Genomic DNA, 15,897 nt, shown 5'->3' with positions numbered 1-15,897 from the left:
TTTATAACCTTTTTATTAAAGTTATACACTTCTATATTTAACAGGATTTAAAATAATCAGGAAAACGTTCTTTTAAAGCGGGTAAAATCGGACAAGGTTTTTGGGCTTGTAAATTCTCAGGTTTATGCCAAGAAAAAGGGGCTTGACGCGCTGCCGACATCCACAATAACTGTTTTGCCCTTGTCATTGCGACATACAATAAACGGTATTCTTCTGCTGTTTTTAAATAGCCTGCTTGTTCCCAAGCTTGCGTTACATTGGGTAAGGGATTTTGTTGATGCAAATAAGCCCGAATTTGCGCCCGTGCGACTTCTGATAGAGTAAACTCTCCTAAGAAGCGACTTTGAGGTAAAACTCGCAAACCTCCCGGAATTGTTTGTTCATGTAAAAACGGTAAAAACACATAATCCCAGTCTAAACCTTTGGCTTTGTGCATGGTAATAATTGTCAGTTGACCTTTGCGGGTATAGACGCTCTCATTTTGTTTATTTTCGTCTATATCAACGGTTTCAAATCGTTCGGAACTAACAATTTCATTCAACACGTTAACAATAGCTGGAATTGAATTATTGCCCGCAGTTTGTTTGACAATTCTTTCGGCTAATTTATCAGCCGTTGCCAACTCGCTGCGTTCGTATTGCAAGGTTAATGCTAAAAATGAGATCAGTTGAAACGGGGCTAACTCTAAACGGGCTTGTAACAAACCCCGACAAAAAAGCCGACATTTTCGCACCTGATCAGAGGGCGAACTCTCCAGGGGGCTAGGATAAAGAAATTCTTCCGGTTGAATCACTAAAGCGTTAAAATCTTGATTGGGAATTAATTGGCGATCGCTAAAGACTTTTAACGCAGCTTTGAGATAATCTGGAGAATGAGGACGATCAATAAACTGTAATAATGATAATATTTCAGCCGGAATACGCGAATTTCGGGCGGCTAAAGACGCATCATAAATTTTAATCGGATATTCTCTTAAATCAACTTTAAAATTAAATTCATCAGGACGAGTCAACAAATTAGAAATAAATTCCCCTTGTTTATTTTCCCGGACTAAAATTGCAAATTTACCCTCGGGATTGTCTTGAATTAATTGAATCACTCGCTCGGCAATTAATTCTACAGTCTGATAAACATCAACAGGTCGATAGAGTTCCAACCCCAAACCCGTCGCCGCCGGATTGGGATATTGGGGATCGCCTTCGGAAACCGGATGAATTTCTTGTTCTCGAAAGGGCTTTTCGCTTCCGGCTAACTGAGAATTATTCACCCATTTTAACACAAAATTAGCCGCATCAATAATAATCTGTGAACTCCGCCCCGCTTGATCCATGGTTGCCAAACGGTCTTGATTTTTACAGTCTTTACAAAAGTCACGAAAATAAATCGGATCAGCCGGAGTAAACGTCGAATTAATCGCTTGATTGGGATCACCAACTCTAACTAAATTTAAAATATTGTCTGAAGTTGAATCTGTTGCTAAAATTTTGAGTAACTCGGTTTGTAAAGGGGTCGAATCTTGGGCTTCATCTTCAAACACCGCAAAGACTCGCTGTTGCCATTGCTGACGAACCCGATCATTTTTGAGAACCCGCAAGGCGGCTAAAATCATCTCGTCATAATCCATTAACTGACGTTCTTTTAGCAATTTCTCGTAATTTTCATACAATCCCGCAGCGATCGCTAAAATCTCATATTCATCAGGAATAATTGTCGCTAAATCTCGTAAATCCGAAGGTTTTAAACCTGAACTTTTTGCCTCTTGAATCACCTTCCAAGACAAGTCTGGTAACACTTCTGTTCTCAACACAGATTGACGCCGCAACCGTTCGGTTTCTTCCCCATCAAACTGCATTCCTTCAATTAAGCGCTGATAGTGGCGAGGATAATTATTAATCCACAATTCTACACAAGTTCGGGTTAAACGATTACTCGGAGTCGGTAAAATTAGCGTGGAGTTTTCTAAATCTAAACCCGATAATTCTGGATGTTGGCGGGCGATATTCAAAGCCAGGGCGTGTAACGTATAGACCAAAAAACCGCCCATCGGTAAACCCAGATTTTTCAGTTTTTCATTAATTTTAGACCGAATATTCGCTGCTGCTGCCCGAGTAAACGTCACTACCACTAACTGACGATGAGTATTAAGATGATAACGGGCGATCGCAATAGCCGCAGCAGATGCCATTCCGGTAGACTTTCCCGCCCCTGGAACTGCCGACACCGCTAAAGGCCCGCCTTCCCAGTCTGCCATTTGTTGTTGTCCTGGGCGCAAACCGTCACGAATTTCCTGCAATGCTGCTTCTCTAGAGGCCGGGATCGCTTTTGAGTCATTCCCGGTCAAAGTCAATGAAACTGACGCCGGATGGAGGGTTTGCGTCGAGCTAGAAGGTGAATTCAAGTCTGAATCAAAATCGTCTGTCAAGGTTAGCGACTACTATCAGAATATTGAGGGGGGTTGATTTTTTCGGTGTGACAAAATGGATAAACTTTTACCAAATGTCTATAGTTGATTACAATATCGTTAATTGTTATCAGTCGTCAAGTGAACTATTGCCAAAGTCAGAAGCTGTGAGGTCAGAAGCCAGAAGTTTAGTTTACTCTGGGTTACTCTGGGTGACAGGATTAACACGGATAATTGATCAATGATCCCAATCAAACGGGTGACTGTAAAAATTCGCGCTCATTTAACGCTTAGAAATTCAATGATTGTCGAAACACCGCAAGACGCTTTAAATAAACTCTCCGAAGGAATCGCCCTGTTAATCGACTTGGCAAAGCGAGGAGAAATCGATCCTTGGGATGTACAAGTGATTGAAGTGATTGATCGCTACTTGAGTCAACTCACGCCTCAACAAAATTCTTCTCCGAGTCAAAATTTTACCGAATTGTCTCAGTCGGGTCAAGCTTTTTTGTATGCTTCAATATTGGTTTTATTGAAAGCTGACAGTTTAATGTCGGTTGATCCCTTAGAAGGAGACGGAGAAATAATTGTAGAAGAAGAATTTATCGATGCTGAAAATGGGTTAAATGGGCTGCAACGCCCCCAAAATCTAGAACGTCAAATTCGACGACGAACTGTTGGTAAAGTCCCCCAAAAACGCCGCGTGACTTTGCAAGAATTGATTGATCAGTTACAATTAATGGCAACTGCGATCGCCGAACAAAAAGCACGTCCGAAGCGTCGTCAAACCAGTTCTCAAGCCAAAGCCCAAGCTGCAAAAGCGATCGCTGAACTCGCACACCAAGAAAATTTAACTGAAACCGCAACTAAACTCGAACAGTTACTTAGTAATCAATGGTCAGATTTCAGTGCAGAATGGTTAGATTTAGAACAGCTTTTAGTGTTATGGTCAGATGCGACTGCCCCTGAAGCCTTATCGCCTAAGTTGTCTTCCGAAGATAGTGATGACAATAATGATGAAGCCAATTTAGTTCATCAACCTAATGAACGAGTCGGAGTATTCTGGGCATTATTATTGTTGTCGGCTCAATCTAAAGTCGAATTAACTCAAGAAGAATTTTACAAAGATCTTAAAGTTCGCACGTTACCGATTCCAGATTATGTCTAAGATTTAGGAGTATGTTTTCAAGACAACAAATTAGTCATAATAATTTTAATGTCTTTTTCATAAAAAATGTTAAAGTTAAATCAAAAGCTAAGAATTCATAGGAAAGTTACCCATGTATTACTGGTTTTCTAAAAAATATTATTTTTTACCTGTTCATTTTGTCTCAACTTTGACTTTTTTTAATCCTTTAACTTATTTAGTAACTTCCTCAATTCTAATCATCATAGTATACTTTATCTATAAAATCAAAAAGTCTAATTTTCAGAGCGATGATCGCTCAATAAAACCAGAAATTGAAGACTATCGTCAGACTGTCGAAAGATCTCCCAATCCAATCTTTTCAGTCAATAAACAAGGTGAAATCAAAATTTGGAATGTCGCTTGTCAGCAAAACTATCATTATCATCAAGAAATTATCGGTCAGTCTTGGAAAATCCTATTAGCTGATGAAAGTTTATCTTCTCTTGAATCACTTCTCACCCAAGTTTTTCAAGAAAAAAAGTCATTTAGTGGAGTTGAAATTACTTATCGAGGTGCAGATCAAACCCTACATTTTGCGATTTCCCGTCTTTATCCCTTGTTTGACTCTCAGCAACAAGTCAGTCAATGTGTCATTGCCAATACTCACATTACAGAACGTAAGCAAGCTGAACTTAAACGCGAAAAGTTACTCGCACGCGAACAGGCTGAAAAAACAAAAATAGAGAAAATTTTAGAGCGAATTAGTGATGGTTTTTTTGCAGTAAATCGTCAGTGGAAGATTACCTACTTAAACTCTCAAGCCGAGCCATTGCTCGGTAAAGACAACGAAGAATTAATCGGTAAAAATCTTTGGGAAGTTTATCCCGAAGCAGTAAATACTCTGTTTTACCACAAATATCATCAAGCTTTAAACACAGATAAAACCGTTGATTTTGAAGCCTTTTATCCTCCCTTTAATTGTTGGTATGAAGTTCATGCCTATCCCGACGAAGACGGACTTTCCGTTTACTTTCGAGACATCACCGAGCGTAAACAGTCACAAATTGCTTTAAAAGAAAACGAACAGTTTTTACAGACAATTTATGATAATACTCAAGATGGCATCTTTATTCTCAATGTTTTAGAAAATGGAATTTTTAAATATGTTGGACTGAACCCCATTCATGAGCAAGTAACCGGAATTTCAACCGCAGAAATACAAGGAAAAACCCCCGCCCAAATTCTTCCCCCAGAAATTGCCCAAGCAGTTGAACAAAACTATCGCCGTTGCGTAGAAACAGAAACCATAATCACCTACGAAGAATTTCTTCCCTTTCGCGGACAAGATCTTTGGTGGCTGACGAGTTTAGCACCCTTAAAAAATGACACTGGGCGAATTTTTCAAATTATTGGAACAGCAACCAATATTACCGCTCTCAAACAAGCCGAAACTCGTTTTCAAAATCTAGCCGCCAACATACCCGGAGCGATTTTTCGCTATATTTTGCATAGCGATGGTTCTGATTCAGTTATTTATATGAATTCGGGTTGTTATAAACTCTGGGAAATTGAAGCCAGGGAAGTTGAACACAATACCGAAATTCTCTGGAAGCTCGTACATCCCGACGATTTACCCGGTATGCAACAATCAGTATTGCTATCGGCTCAGACCCTAGAACCTTGGTCTTATGAATGGCGAATTATCATGCCCTCCGGTATTCACAAATATGTGCAAAGTGCAGGTAAACCCGAACAACAAACCAATGGTGATGTGATTTGGGACACGATGATAATAGAGGTAACAGCCCTCAAACAAGCCGAAAAGCGTCTGCAAAACCTAGCGGCGAATTTACCGGGAGTAATTTATCGCTACGTCTTGTCTGCTGATGGCTCTGATGCGGTGACTTATATGAGTCCAGGTAGCCGAACACTCTGGGAAATCGAATCCTACGAAATCGAACAAGATGTTAAAGTTCTTTGGAAGTTGATCCATCCCGAAGATTTACCTAGAATGCAAGAATCGCTTCAGGTGTCTGCGGAGACTCTAGAACCCTGGAGTTGTGAATGGCGAATTACCACCCCCTCGGGTTGTCAAAAATGGCTACAAACCTTAGCAAAACCCGAGCGACGACTCAATGGTGATGTGATTTGGGAAGGTTTAATTCTCGATATCAGCGATCGCAAACGAGCAGAAATGGCATTGCGCGAAAGCGAAGAACGCTATCGGTTATTGGCCGAAAATATGAGTGATCTCGTTTGTATTCACAATGCAGAAGGTCAATATCTCTATGTGAGTCCTTCTTGTCAGCTTCTACTCGGATATGACGACAAAGAACTGATTGGACAAGATCCTTATACATTCTTTCATCCCGAAGATTGCGATCAGATCTTTCAAACTTCTCATCAGGCAGCTTTGATCGGTCAATCCATCCCCATGACCTATCGGATGCGAAAAAAATCAGGAGACTATATCTGGCTAGAAACCCTAACTACACCCATTTTAGATGATACGGGTCAAGTCGTTCGTCTACAAACCACTTCTCGGGATGTCACAGATCGAGTCCAAGTCGAACAACAACTGAGATATGATGCTCTACATGACTCTCTGACGGAATTACCAAATCGTCATCTATTGATTGATCGCATTGAACTGGCTCTCCAACGTTTAAAACGCTATCAAGACTTTCAGTTTGCGATTTTATTTTTAGATCTTGATCGGTTTAAAGTGATTAATGATAGTCTAGGTCATGTCGTCGGAGATGAACTGTTGATCTCTGTTGCTCAGACCTTACAGGGATTAATTCGCCAAGTTGATCTGGCGGCTCGGTTTGGCGGTGATGAATTTGTGATTTTACTCGAAGAAATCGACAATATTAATGAAGCAGTTCAAATTGCTAAACGTATTATCACAGAACTCCAATCTCCATTTATATTAAATCAACAAGAAGTGTTTATTACACCGAGTATTGGGATTGTGTATGGTTCGAGTGATTATCACCAAGCAATTGACTTGTTGCGGGATGCAGATGCAGCCATGTATCGAGCGAAAGCAAAAGGGGGAGAACGCTATGAAATTTTTGATCCGTCTATGTATCTACAAGCTCTCAAACGTTTACACTTAGAAAATGATTTACGTCAAGCTTTAGACCAAAAAGATTTTATTTTATATTATCAGCCAATTGTTTCTGTAGAAACGGGAAAAATCACGGGAATGGAGGCGTTAATTCGTTGGCAACATCCTCAAAAGGGTTTAATTCCTCCGTCTGATTTTATCCCGGTGGCTGAAGAAACCGGACTGATTGTTCCGATGGGAATGTGGGTGTTAAAAACGGCTTGTTCTCAGATGAAAACTTGGTATCAACACTTTCCAAATACTCAAAATTTAAAAATCAGTGTCAATCTTTCCGGGCGACAACTACGAGAACCGACTTTAATAGAACAAATTAATCAAGCCTTAACTGAGATATATTTTCCTCCCCAACTTTTAACTTTAGAACTGACTGAAAGTATGTTATTAGATGATGTCGAAAATATTATTACACTACTCTCTAACATTCGCTCCCATTCTATTCAACTCAGTATCGATGATTTTGGTACGGGTTATTCTTCTCTGAGTTATTTACAAAGACTGCCGTTAAATACTATCAAAATTGACCAATCTTTTGTCAATTGTATTGGAGAACAGGGAGAAAATAGCGCAATTATAGACATTATTATGACTTTGGCAACGAAGTTAAACCTAGAAGTAATTGCAGAAGGAATTGAAACCCGAACGCAGTTTGAATACTTAAAAAACATCGGATGTCCCTTTGCTCAAGGTTACTTAATTGCTAAACCTTTAACGGTAGACGCTTTAACCACATTATTTCAAGAGGATTGGCAATATCAACTATAGCAGGGGAAACGGAGATCGCTAATCACAGTTAAAGTCGAGGTCTAAGCGAAAAATGACGATAACGTAGATAATCTTCTAAAATCCGATCATGATCAAAACAAAGATTAGTTGGAATACGCCACGGTTCAAAAGTTTCTAAATTTTTAGCATCATCGGCTGCGACAGGTTCTCCTTTTGCAGTTGCTAAAAACACAATTGATAAAGTATGTTGACGTGGATCACGATTCGGGTCAGAATAAACATAAAATTGTTCAATTAATGTTACCTCCAAACCCGTTTCTTCTTGAGCCTCTCGTTTAGCCGCAGCTTCTACAGATTCTCCATAATCAACAAAACCGCCCGGAATTGCCCAACCATAAGGCGGGTTACGACGTTCAATCAAAACTATCGGTCGTTGAGGTTTATCACTCAATTCAATAATAATATCAACAGTCGGAGTAGGATTACGATAAGTCATTGGGATTTAGATTATATTGAGGGGGTTTTGGAGATTCTGTTTTCAAAGCAGTCGGAATTTTTTCGAGAATATGATCCACCACCTGTTCTGGGGTATCATGGGGAGTAATCGTCACTTTCACATCCGCTTCAGCATAAAGAGAGGAGCGCTGTTCGAGCAATTCTTGCAATCGACCCAAAGGATTATCATGTTGGAGTAGAGGTCGGGTTGTATCTTCTTTTAAGCGTTGATAAAGGTCTTCAGGAGAAACATCCAACCAAACAATTAAACCATGACGGAGATAACCCCAGTTCGCCCGTTGGAGAATAATACCTCCTCCTGTCGCCACGACCAAACGTTGATGGGCGCATAATCCTGATAATACCTGAGATTCTAACGTTCTAAACGCTTCCTCGCCTTGTTCTGCAAAAATTTGGTTAATAGACTGACCCGCGACTTGAGTAATCACCTCATCCGTATCGATAAAGCGATAATTAAACTCTTTTGCCAACAATTTTCCGACAGTCGTTTTACCTGCACCCATCATACCGATGAGATAGAGATTAATTCCTCTCAATAAATCATTCACGAGATTTGTTTTCAAAAAACTGCAATTATTATAGCAATCTGCTCCCCAAACACAAAGGGAAATCAATTCAAACAGGTTATCATTGACACTCAACCCTTTTCAAACTGCAATAAATCTCGTAAACTTGACAAGGCTCAGTTCAGGCTCAAGAATGTCTAATCCTTACTCTCTGTTAACCGGAGTGAAGTCCCAAAGATCTCAACAGCAAACCCCGCCGACAACAATCCAAGTCCAATCTAAACGGGATAGACAATCCTTAATCCAACTGAGAGATTATCAACAACAGGACAAACAACAACTCTATCAACTGATTCAAAACGGATACAAGCGAGTCTTATTTGTTGCGCCTTGTGCTTATGGGAAAACTATTGTCTTTTCTTCAATTGCCTATGATGCTATTCAAAAAAACGGTAAAGTTTTAATTGTTGTTCCCTTTCAAGCCCTGATTCAACAAGTTTTAAAAAGTCTAGCATTATTTGATCTCAAAGCCGGGGTCATCGCCGGAGGTTGGAAAGAAGATCGACAAGCTACAATTCAAGTTGCGATGAGACAAACCCTCGAACGAGGTCGTCGAGAAACATGGTTTGATCCTGATCTGGTGATAATTGATGAATGTCATCAAGTCATGTGGTCAAAATGGGCAAAAAAACGATTTCCGCGTCTGAATAAAACCCCAGATTCATTAACCTATTCTCCATTGTTAATTGGGTTTACAGCGAGTCCTTGGAGACTGAGTAAACGGGAAAATTTTGGTCATATTTTTGAAGTTCAAATTGCCAGCCAATCTCCCGCCCGTTTAATAGAAAAGGGTGATTTAGTTCCAACTGTTTATTATGGCATAGCCGGGGCAGATATCAAAGGGGTTAAAATTCGCCAAGGAGACTTTGCCATTGGTGAACTCGAACTCCGATGTAACGCCCCTGGGGTGGTTAAGGCGACGGTAGACAACTATGAAAGATTGTGTCCTCAGCGCTTAACTCTCGTTTATGCAGTCGGGGTAAAACACGCTCAATCTCTTTTTCAAGAGTTTACAACTCGAGGTCATCCTTCAGCTTTAGTCACTGCTAAAACATCCGATGAAGAACGATTAAAAATCTTTGATTCTTTTTCTCAAGGTGATGTTAAAATCCTGATTAATGTGGGGGTTTGTTCGACGGGTTTTGATCGACCCGAAGTCAGTTGTATTATTCTCGCACGACCAACTCAATCTAAAGCCCTTTATGTTCAGATGATTGGTCGAGGAATGAGGTTATGTCCGCAGCAAGGAAAATCAGATTGTTTGATTTTAGATCAGGGCGGAAATATTCAGCGTCATGGGTCAGTTGAGGAAATTGAGTATGAACCTTTGACCGAGTTAGAGTTATCTCAAAACCGAGGAGAATCTGCGGTTAAAGCTTGTCCTGAATGTGGTCATGTAATCAGATTATCTCAAAAACAATGTGATCATTGTGGGTATGAATTCCCCTCTTTAGAAAGACCTGAACCGGAAGATGAACTCAAGTTACTATTTCATAGTAATGCAAAAAAATCAGTTCATCAAGCCTTTAGAACCCTGTTAGAACAGTGTTATTTTCTACAACTTTCTCCAGAAATTGCGCGTCGAGAAGCCAAGATTTTTCTGCAAGAACAAGGCTTAAAAAGTGTTCCGGTGTTAGCGTGGTCGCGAGAAATTGCCGGGTTAAAATCAGAGTGTTTTGAAGATCAAGTTAGTTATTTATCTTATTTATTGAAAGTTGCAGAGTCCGAGTTTTCCATTCATCCTCGACAGAATTCTTGGATTTTGTATTGGTTTCTGGCGGTATTTGGCTTTCCTCCTCAACAAAATCAGTTGTGGGAGTTAGCCCGATTGAAAGAAGAATAAATTTTGCTAAAAGCTAAAGTTTAATTGGTTTTCCACCTTGTTGGAGAGATTCACTTAAACCACAAAGAACCCGAACTAAATCCGTTCCGACTTCACCGGAAGAAACCGAACACACTTGATTTTGACGAACACAATTTAAAAAGCGATCGCAAACTTGGGCTAACGGTTCCCTCGGTTCAACTTCCACTTTTTCACATTCAACTCCTGCTGCTTTCCAACCGTCATTAATTGTCTCTAAATACCCCCGTTGCAAAGTTAACGGTTGATCTTTTAACATCTCATCAAAAATCAACGTTCCTTCACTCCCAACCACCGCTAAACGTCGCTGTTTATCTGGATTTAACCAACAAAAATGTAAAAAAGCTTGAAAACCCGACTCATAGCGAATCGTCGCCATCACCAAATCAGACAACCCCGAAATCTGATTAGAAACCGGAAAACTCGGACTATTGAGATCAAAACTGCGATCCGGTTGTAGCCAAACCGTCCCTGTCGCTTGTACCTCAACTGCTTTTTGTCCTAACCAAGTGCTAAAAATTCCCAGATCATGAATAGCCAAATCCCACAACACATCTACATCCTGTCGTATCGGTTCGAGGTGAGTTCGCGTCGCATACCCATAGCGCAATTGTCCTAAGCGTCCTTGTTCAATCACCGCTTGACCTTGAGCAACCGCAGGATGAAACAAATAGGTATGATCAATAAACAGTTGACGATTATGCTGTTTAGCCAAGTTACAAAGGCTCTGTGACTCCGAGAGTTTGAGCGTGAGAGGTTTTTCAGCAAAAACATGATAACCTCGCTCTAGAGCCTCAGAAATCAAAGTGTAGTGCGTTGAGGCTGGAGTTGCAATCACAACCGCATCCAGTTCATAACCATGAATCACCTTTAACCAATCCGTCTCCAACTTGACTCGCTCATTCAAGTTCAAACGTTCCTTCACCGTTTGTAGGCGTTGAAAATGAGGATCAGCGATCGCGATCAGTTCCGCGTGAGGATGCTGATTAAAATTGCGAATCAGATGCGTTCCCCAGCGACCCGCTCCAAAAATAGCAATCTTGATTGGATTTGTGATCACAATACAACCCTCAAATTAATCTGAATTTTGATTCTTCGGAGAAATCACCAAAGCCGTATACGCTTCTTGAGCCGCCACCTGTTCCGCTGCTTTAATTGAACGTCCGCGACCTTCACCCACCGATTTACCTTGAAACCAAACTTGCGCCGTGTACCGCTCCTCATCGCCCATCGGCCCACTTTCAGTCACGGTATATTCCGGTAAAACTTTATAATGACTTTGCGTCCACTCTTGCAATGCCGCTTTGTAGTTTTGACGAGCCGGATCACGTAAAATCTGGGTCGCACCCTTTTGGAAGTGAGGTTCCAGCCAAGGATGGATCAGTTGTAAATTGTGGGTACTCAAATAAAAAGCCGCCAATATTGCTTCCAAACAGTCAGCCAGACGAGACTGTTCACCCATGCGATCTTGCGCCGCACTCCCGCCAATCAGCAAATATCGACCCATGCCATAACTTTCAGCAATTTCTGCCAAAAACCGATCGCTAACCAACACTGAGCGAATTGCACTAAACTCTCCGACTGGTTGCTGGGGATAAGTTTCCCACAAAAACTCAGAAGCAGCTAGTCGTACAACAGCATCTCCCACAAATTCTAACTGCTCATAGTTAGCTTCCATGGAGATCGAAGGATGCGTTAGGGCCAAATCTAACAAATGCCACTGAATGGCGTCTTGTTCCGACAGTCCCAAACGTTCAACCAGCTTCTGTAACTGGCGTTGGCGGTTTGGATAGCCGATTTTCATCTTAACTTTTCTCAAGTATCATTAGTTCGGAGTTTTCCGAAAAAGAGAGAGCCAGACATAAGCCGGATTCTGTTTTCTCAACTGTATACAGTCAAGAAGGCAATTATCTATCTGGGATGTTTGTTACCAAACACCTCAAGCGGTACCTCTTAAACCGGAACGGGGAAAAGACCAACCTTAGTTCCTCCGACCTTGCTCCCACCTGGGGTTTACCGAGCCAACGCCTCTCGACGTTGCTGGTGCGCTCTTACCGCACCTTTGCACCCTTACCTTTTCCGTTTTCAATGATCAGTGATCAAAGAACTGTTCACGGTTGACTGAAAAGGCGGTATTTTTCTGTGGCACTATCCTCACGATCACTCGCACTGGGCGTTATCCAGCAGGTTTAGTCTTTTGGGAGTCCGGACTTTCCTCAGACTCAGGTCTTGAGTCCGCAATTGCCTTCGCTGACTCTCTCTAATTCATAGTATCTCACAACAGGATGCTTCTATCAGGGGTGAAAACCGTTAGCATACCGAATGTGACTCAGCGACATTTACAGAACTCTAGTTTGTGAGGTTTAATTAACGGTATTGTGTGAGGGTTGTATAAGGAGAACTAAATGCCACGACTATTTCGTTGGGCCACCACGGGGATCAGTAGTTTGGCGATCGCCTTTTGTATGGGGTTAACTCAAACGTTACCGATGTGGGGTTCATCCAATGATGTTTATGGTGCGCGTTCCTTAAGTGAATTAATTGAACTGCGCGATCAAATTATTCAGGAATTAGAAACTCCAGTTCAAGATGCTTCTGAATCGGGTTTTTTAAATTCTTTATTATCTGAATCTCCCGCATCGAATCCAGATAAAATCTTATTTCAAAAGTTAAAAGATGTAGAACTACAAATTTTAATTGAACAGCGCTCCAATGACAACTGGAAACAAGCCATTCATTTAGCCACAGAAGCCACAAAAGATAACTCAAACGCTTCAGATTCCCTTGCTCATAAAAAACAAATTAAAGTTCTTTGGCAACAAGCAATCGGTAATCTCGAAGAAATCCCTAAAACTTCATTAATTGCCGCTCAAGCGTCTCAAAAAATCAAAGACTATGAGACGAGCTTAACTTACTTAATCCAAGATATTCAACTCGCTCAAGCATCTTTCCTCGAAAATATTCGCACGGAAAGCCGATTATCAACAACAGCGATGATTAGTGTTTGTAATCTCAATCGAGATTGCGCTCATCTGCGAGGTGAAGATCCTCCCGCTAGTCCGGCAAGTTTGATTAAAGTTCCGATTGCTGTTGCACTCTTAGAGAAGGTTTCCAAAGACAATATTAGTCTCGAAGAACAAGTCTATGTCGATGGCGGAAACTTCACCGAAGATGCGTCTTCAATTAGAGCCAGAACTAGCTATTCTCTCAATCAATTAATGGGAGAGATGATCGATCATAGTAGTAATATTGCGACTAATCAACTGATTGATTATTTAGGTCAAGATTATATTAATCAAACCCTGGAAAAACAAGGCTATAAAGAAACTAAAGTTAAATTCAAATTAATGGGGGATCGGATTATGCCAAAACGCCCCGGAAGTGGTAAAAATCGCCTCACCAGTAGCGAACTAACGGAAATGATGATTAAAACCTATAATCACGAATATCCGAATGCTGATGCTTTAATTCAAGCTCTTAATCGTCAGTATGATCGAGAAATTGGTTATCAGGCTTTAGAGGACTTAGTAGACGCTCAATGGTTGGGTGAAAAAACAGGTCAAAATTCTCGTATGATTGGTACAACTTTAGCCGTGAGTATTGATGGAGAACCCTATGTAATTACGGTGATTGATAATAATACAGGTAAGATTCCTGAAATTCGTAAAGCGATCTCTAAAATCGCCGATCATCTTCAACAAAATGGTCATCTTTAATTCTTGTTTTTAATGATTATTTGGAACGATGGAACCTTTACCGCTTAATCTCCAAATTCAAGGCGAAGGATTTCCCATTCTTTGTCTTCATGGTCATCCGGGTTCTCGTCAATGTATGTCTGTTTTTACCGATTATTTATCTCGTCGGTTTCAAACCCTTACGCCAGACTTACGCGGATATGGTCAAAGTCGGACTTCTCAAAGCTTTCAAATGCAAGATCATTTAATTGATTTAGAGAACTTACTCGATCAACTTAATATTCAGCATTGTCTCATTTTAGGATGGTCTTTAGGCGGAATACTCGCCCTGGAATTGGCATTAAAATTTCCTCAACGAATTACAGGGTTAATTTTAGTGGCTACCGCTGCTTATCCCCGAGGAAACCATCCTCCCATCACGTTGCTCGATAATATTTATACAGGTTTAGCCGGAATCATTAACGGGTTTATTCCGGGTTGGGATTGGAATATTAATACCTTTGGGAAGCGATCGCTGTTTAGATATCTGATTCAACAGCATACACCCACCGCCTACCAATACCTCGCTCGCGAAGCCTTACCTGCTTATCTGCAAACCTCACGTTATGCGACTCAAGCTTTAAATCAAGCCCTGAGATCGAGATATAACCGTCAAGCCGATCTCGATCAGATCCAATGTCCCTGTTTGGTGTTAGCAGGTGAAGCCGATCGCCATATTACCGCCGAGTCGAGCCAAGCTACCGCTCAACATCTCCAAAATGCTCAGTTTTTTTGTTATCCTCAAACGGCTCATCTTTTTCCCTGGGAAATTCCGCAACAGGTTCAAAGCGATATTGAAAACTGGCTAAATACTGAAATTCTCTAGCCAGTACCCTGTTTTCTGTTTGCTCAACTAAGGTTGAGGACTAAAAGCGGGAATAACGCCTTGAGCAATTATTGGGGTTTCGAGATCTTCAGCAACCGTTAGGCGAGACGGTTTATCACGTTTTACAAAAACTGTGTAGGTGTTCGCGCCTTCACTTTCAATATCTTCTACATAACCGACTTTCGCAAAATGGGCATCTTGGGCGGTCAAAAACGGGCCAAAGTAATAAGTACAATCTGGATCTGTCGTGATGATTTTTACCCAAAATGCCAACCCCAAGAAATTGAGCAAGTTAATCAAAAGTTCTTTCATGTCTGTTTTTCCCTTGATCAAATGTTAGAAATGTCTGTTTGCAACTGAATCAAATCGGTCAGCGAGCGGATCAAGTGGGTAATGATGTTCTCTCAAGTTCTACTAGAATCAGTCTTCACACTTTGTTATACCAGTCTCGCATTTCTTTTTTCAATCATGTCATCGGACTTGCGACACGTTCACCTTTTCTCCACAGACACCCTTCTTCAGTGCCTCATAGAAGCCGATCTTACATCGTTACTTTATCTTAATCTTCTACTCTCAGACAGAGTTGATTTATACGGTTTAATCAAGACGGAGTTGGAGAATTATTGACCAGACCGACGCTGACGATCAATCTCATAGAGTGCCATTCCTGTCGCTACTGAAACGTTCAGGCTAGGGGTCTGTCCGATCAAAGGAATTGACACCAAAATATCACAACTCTGCTCAACTAACCGAGTTAAACCTTGACCTTCACTCCCCACCACTAAAACCACAGGGCCACTAAACTTAACCGTATATAAAGGTTGAGCCGCAGTTGCAGATGTACCATAAATCCAAAAACCAGCTTGTTTGAGTTCTTCGAGAGCGCGATTGAGATTGACAACGCGAGCAACGGGAAACGTTTCTAATGCGCCTGCGGCTACTTTCATCACCGTCGAGGTAATGCCGACAGCCCGACGTTGAGGTAAGATTAGTCCAGAGGTGCCGATC

The 15,897-nt window shown here is 41.1% G+C and carries 12 protein-coding genes and 1 other RNA gene; 5 read left to right on the top strand and 8 right to left on the bottom strand.

From position 1 onward, the window contains the following. Positions 1-37: 37 nt before the first annotated feature. Positions 38-2,422 carry an ATP-dependent helicase gene (locus tag M595_RS16790; RefSeq protein ID WP_040484244.1) on the bottom strand — a complete coding sequence of 795 codons (2,385 nt, stop codon included), beginning with the start codon at positions 2,420-2,422 and terminating at the stop codon, positions 38-40. A gap of 280 nt (positions 2,423-2,702) precedes the next feature. Here M595_RS16790 and M595_RS16785 point away from each other — a divergent pair, with 280 nt between their 5' ends. Together M595_RS16785 and M595_RS16780 are read left to right on the top strand one after the other, a co-directional pair. Further along, complete coding sequence (locus M595_RS16785) at positions 2,703-3,569, top strand: segregation/condensation protein A (protein ID WP_023067574.1); 867 nt, start codon at positions 2,703-2,705, stop codon at positions 3,567-3,569. A gap of 112 nt (positions 3,570-3,681) precedes the next feature. Beyond that, positions 3,682-7,425, top strand: coding sequence for an EAL domain-containing protein (locus M595_RS16780; RefSeq protein WP_023067533.1), 3,744 nt, complete (start codon positions 3,682-3,684; stop codon positions 7,423-7,425). Between the two features lie 28 nt (positions 7,426-7,453). Here the strand turns inward: M595_RS16780 and M595_RS16775 are convergent, their stop codons facing one another. Both M595_RS16775 and M595_RS16770 read right to left on the bottom strand, forming a co-directional pair. After that, positions 7,454-7,882, bottom strand: a complete 429-nt coding sequence (locus M595_RS16775) for an NUDIX domain-containing protein (RefSeq protein WP_023067529.1) — start codon at positions 7,880-7,882, stop codon at positions 7,454-7,456. Then, positions 7,869-8,450 (bottom strand): shikimate kinase, encoded by a 582-nt coding sequence (locus M595_RS16770; protein WP_023067538.1) that lies wholly within the window; start codon positions 8,448-8,450, stop codon positions 7,869-7,871. The genes M595_RS16775 and M595_RS16770 overlap by 14 nt, the downstream gene beginning before the upstream one ends. Positions 8,451-8,601: 151 nt before the next feature. Between M595_RS16770 and M595_RS16765 the strand changes: the two genes are divergently transcribed. Then, positions 8,602-10,311, top strand: a complete 1,710-nt coding sequence (locus tag M595_RS16765) for a DEAD/DEAH box helicase (protein ID WP_023067563.1) — start codon at positions 8,602-8,604, stop codon at positions 10,309-10,311. Positions 10,312-10,324: 13 nt separating this feature from the next. Here the strand turns inward: M595_RS16765 and M595_RS16760 are convergent, their stop codons facing one another. From M595_RS16760 to rnpB, 3 genes are all read right to left on the bottom strand, one after another. Then, the gene (locus M595_RS16760) at positions 10,325-11,386 is read right to left on the bottom strand and encodes a Gfo/Idh/MocA family protein (RefSeq protein ID WP_040484254.1); all 1,062 of its coding nucleotides are present in this window, start codon (positions 11,384-11,386) and stop codon (positions 10,325-10,327) included. Between the two features lie 18 nt (positions 11,387-11,404). Then, complete coding sequence (gene rnc, locus M595_RS16755) at positions 11,405-12,133, bottom strand: ribonuclease III (protein WP_023067560.1); 729 nt, start codon at positions 12,131-12,133, stop codon at positions 11,405-11,407. 43 nt (positions 12,134-12,176) lie between these two features. Next, positions 12,177-12,587: RNase P RNA component class A (rnpB, locus tag M595_RS16995), an RNA gene on the bottom strand. 147 nt (positions 12,588-12,734) lie between these two features. Between rnpB and M595_RS16745 the strand changes: the two genes are divergently transcribed. Then, positions 12,735-14,045: a serine hydrolase gene (locus M595_RS16745; RefSeq protein WP_023067527.1), complete on the top strand. Its 1,311-nt coding sequence runs from the start codon at positions 12,735-12,737 to the stop codon at positions 14,043-14,045. A 28-nt stretch (positions 14,046-14,073) separates the two neighbouring features. Continuing rightward, the gene (locus M595_RS16740; protein ID WP_023067540.1) at positions 14,074-14,889 is read left to right on the top strand and encodes an alpha/beta fold hydrolase; all 816 of its coding nucleotides are present in this window, start codon (positions 14,074-14,076) and stop codon (positions 14,887-14,889) included. Between the two features lie 27 nt (positions 14,890-14,916). Here the strand turns inward: M595_RS16740 and M595_RS16735 are convergent, their stop codons facing one another. Together M595_RS16735 and M595_RS16730 are read right to left on the bottom strand one after the other, a co-directional pair. Next, the gene (locus M595_RS16735) at positions 14,917-15,201 is read right to left on the bottom strand and encodes a DUF1816 domain-containing protein (RefSeq protein WP_023067577.1); all 285 of its coding nucleotides are present in this window, start codon (positions 15,199-15,201) and stop codon (positions 14,917-14,919) included. Between the two features lie 308 nt (positions 15,202-15,509). Then, on the bottom strand, positions 15,510-15,897 hold a 388-nt coding region (locus M595_RS16730), incomplete at its 5' end, for a 23S rRNA (guanosine(2251)-2'-O)-methyltransferase RlmB (RefSeq protein WP_023067561.1).

It is taken from the genome of Lyngbya aestuarii BL J (assembly GCF_000478195.2).
Lineage (GTDB): Bacteria > Cyanobacteriota > Cyanobacteriia > Cyanobacteriales > Microcoleaceae > Capilliphycus > Capilliphycus aestuarii.
The sequence above is the reverse complement of the archived record's forward strand: the minus strand, read 5'-3'. Positions and strand labels throughout refer to the sequence as shown.

Bases quoted from the DNA above. Each gene is read 5' to 3' on its own strand.
- M595_RS16740 (WP_023067540.1), top strand. From the start codon at position 14,074: ATGGAACCTTTACCGCTTAATCTCCAAATTCAAGGCGAAGGATTTCCC.
- M595_RS16780 (WP_023067533.1), top strand. From the start codon at position 3,682: ATGTATTACTGGTTTTCTAAAAAATATTATTTTTTACCTGTTCATTTT.
- rnc (WP_023067560.1), bottom strand. From the start codon at position 12,133: ATGAAAATCGGCTATCCAAACCGCCAACGCCAGTTACAGAAGCTGGTT.
- M595_RS16785 (WP_023067574.1), top strand. From the start codon at position 2,703: ATGATTGTCGAAACACCGCAAGACGCTTTAAATAAACTCTCCGAAGGA.
- M595_RS16735 (WP_023067577.1), bottom strand. From the start codon at position 15,201: ATGAAAGAACTTTTGATTAACTTGCTCAATTTCTTGGGGTTGGCATTT.
- M595_RS16775 (WP_023067529.1), bottom strand. From the start codon at position 7,882: ATGACTTATCGTAATCCTACTCCGACTGTTGATATTATTATTGAATTG.
- M595_RS16765 (WP_023067563.1), top strand. From the start codon at position 8,602: ATGTCTAATCCTTACTCTCTGTTAACCGGAGTGAAGTCCCAAAGATCT.
- M595_RS16745 (WP_023067527.1), top strand. From the start codon at position 12,735: ATGCCACGACTATTTCGTTGGGCCACCACGGGGATCAGTAGTTTGGCG.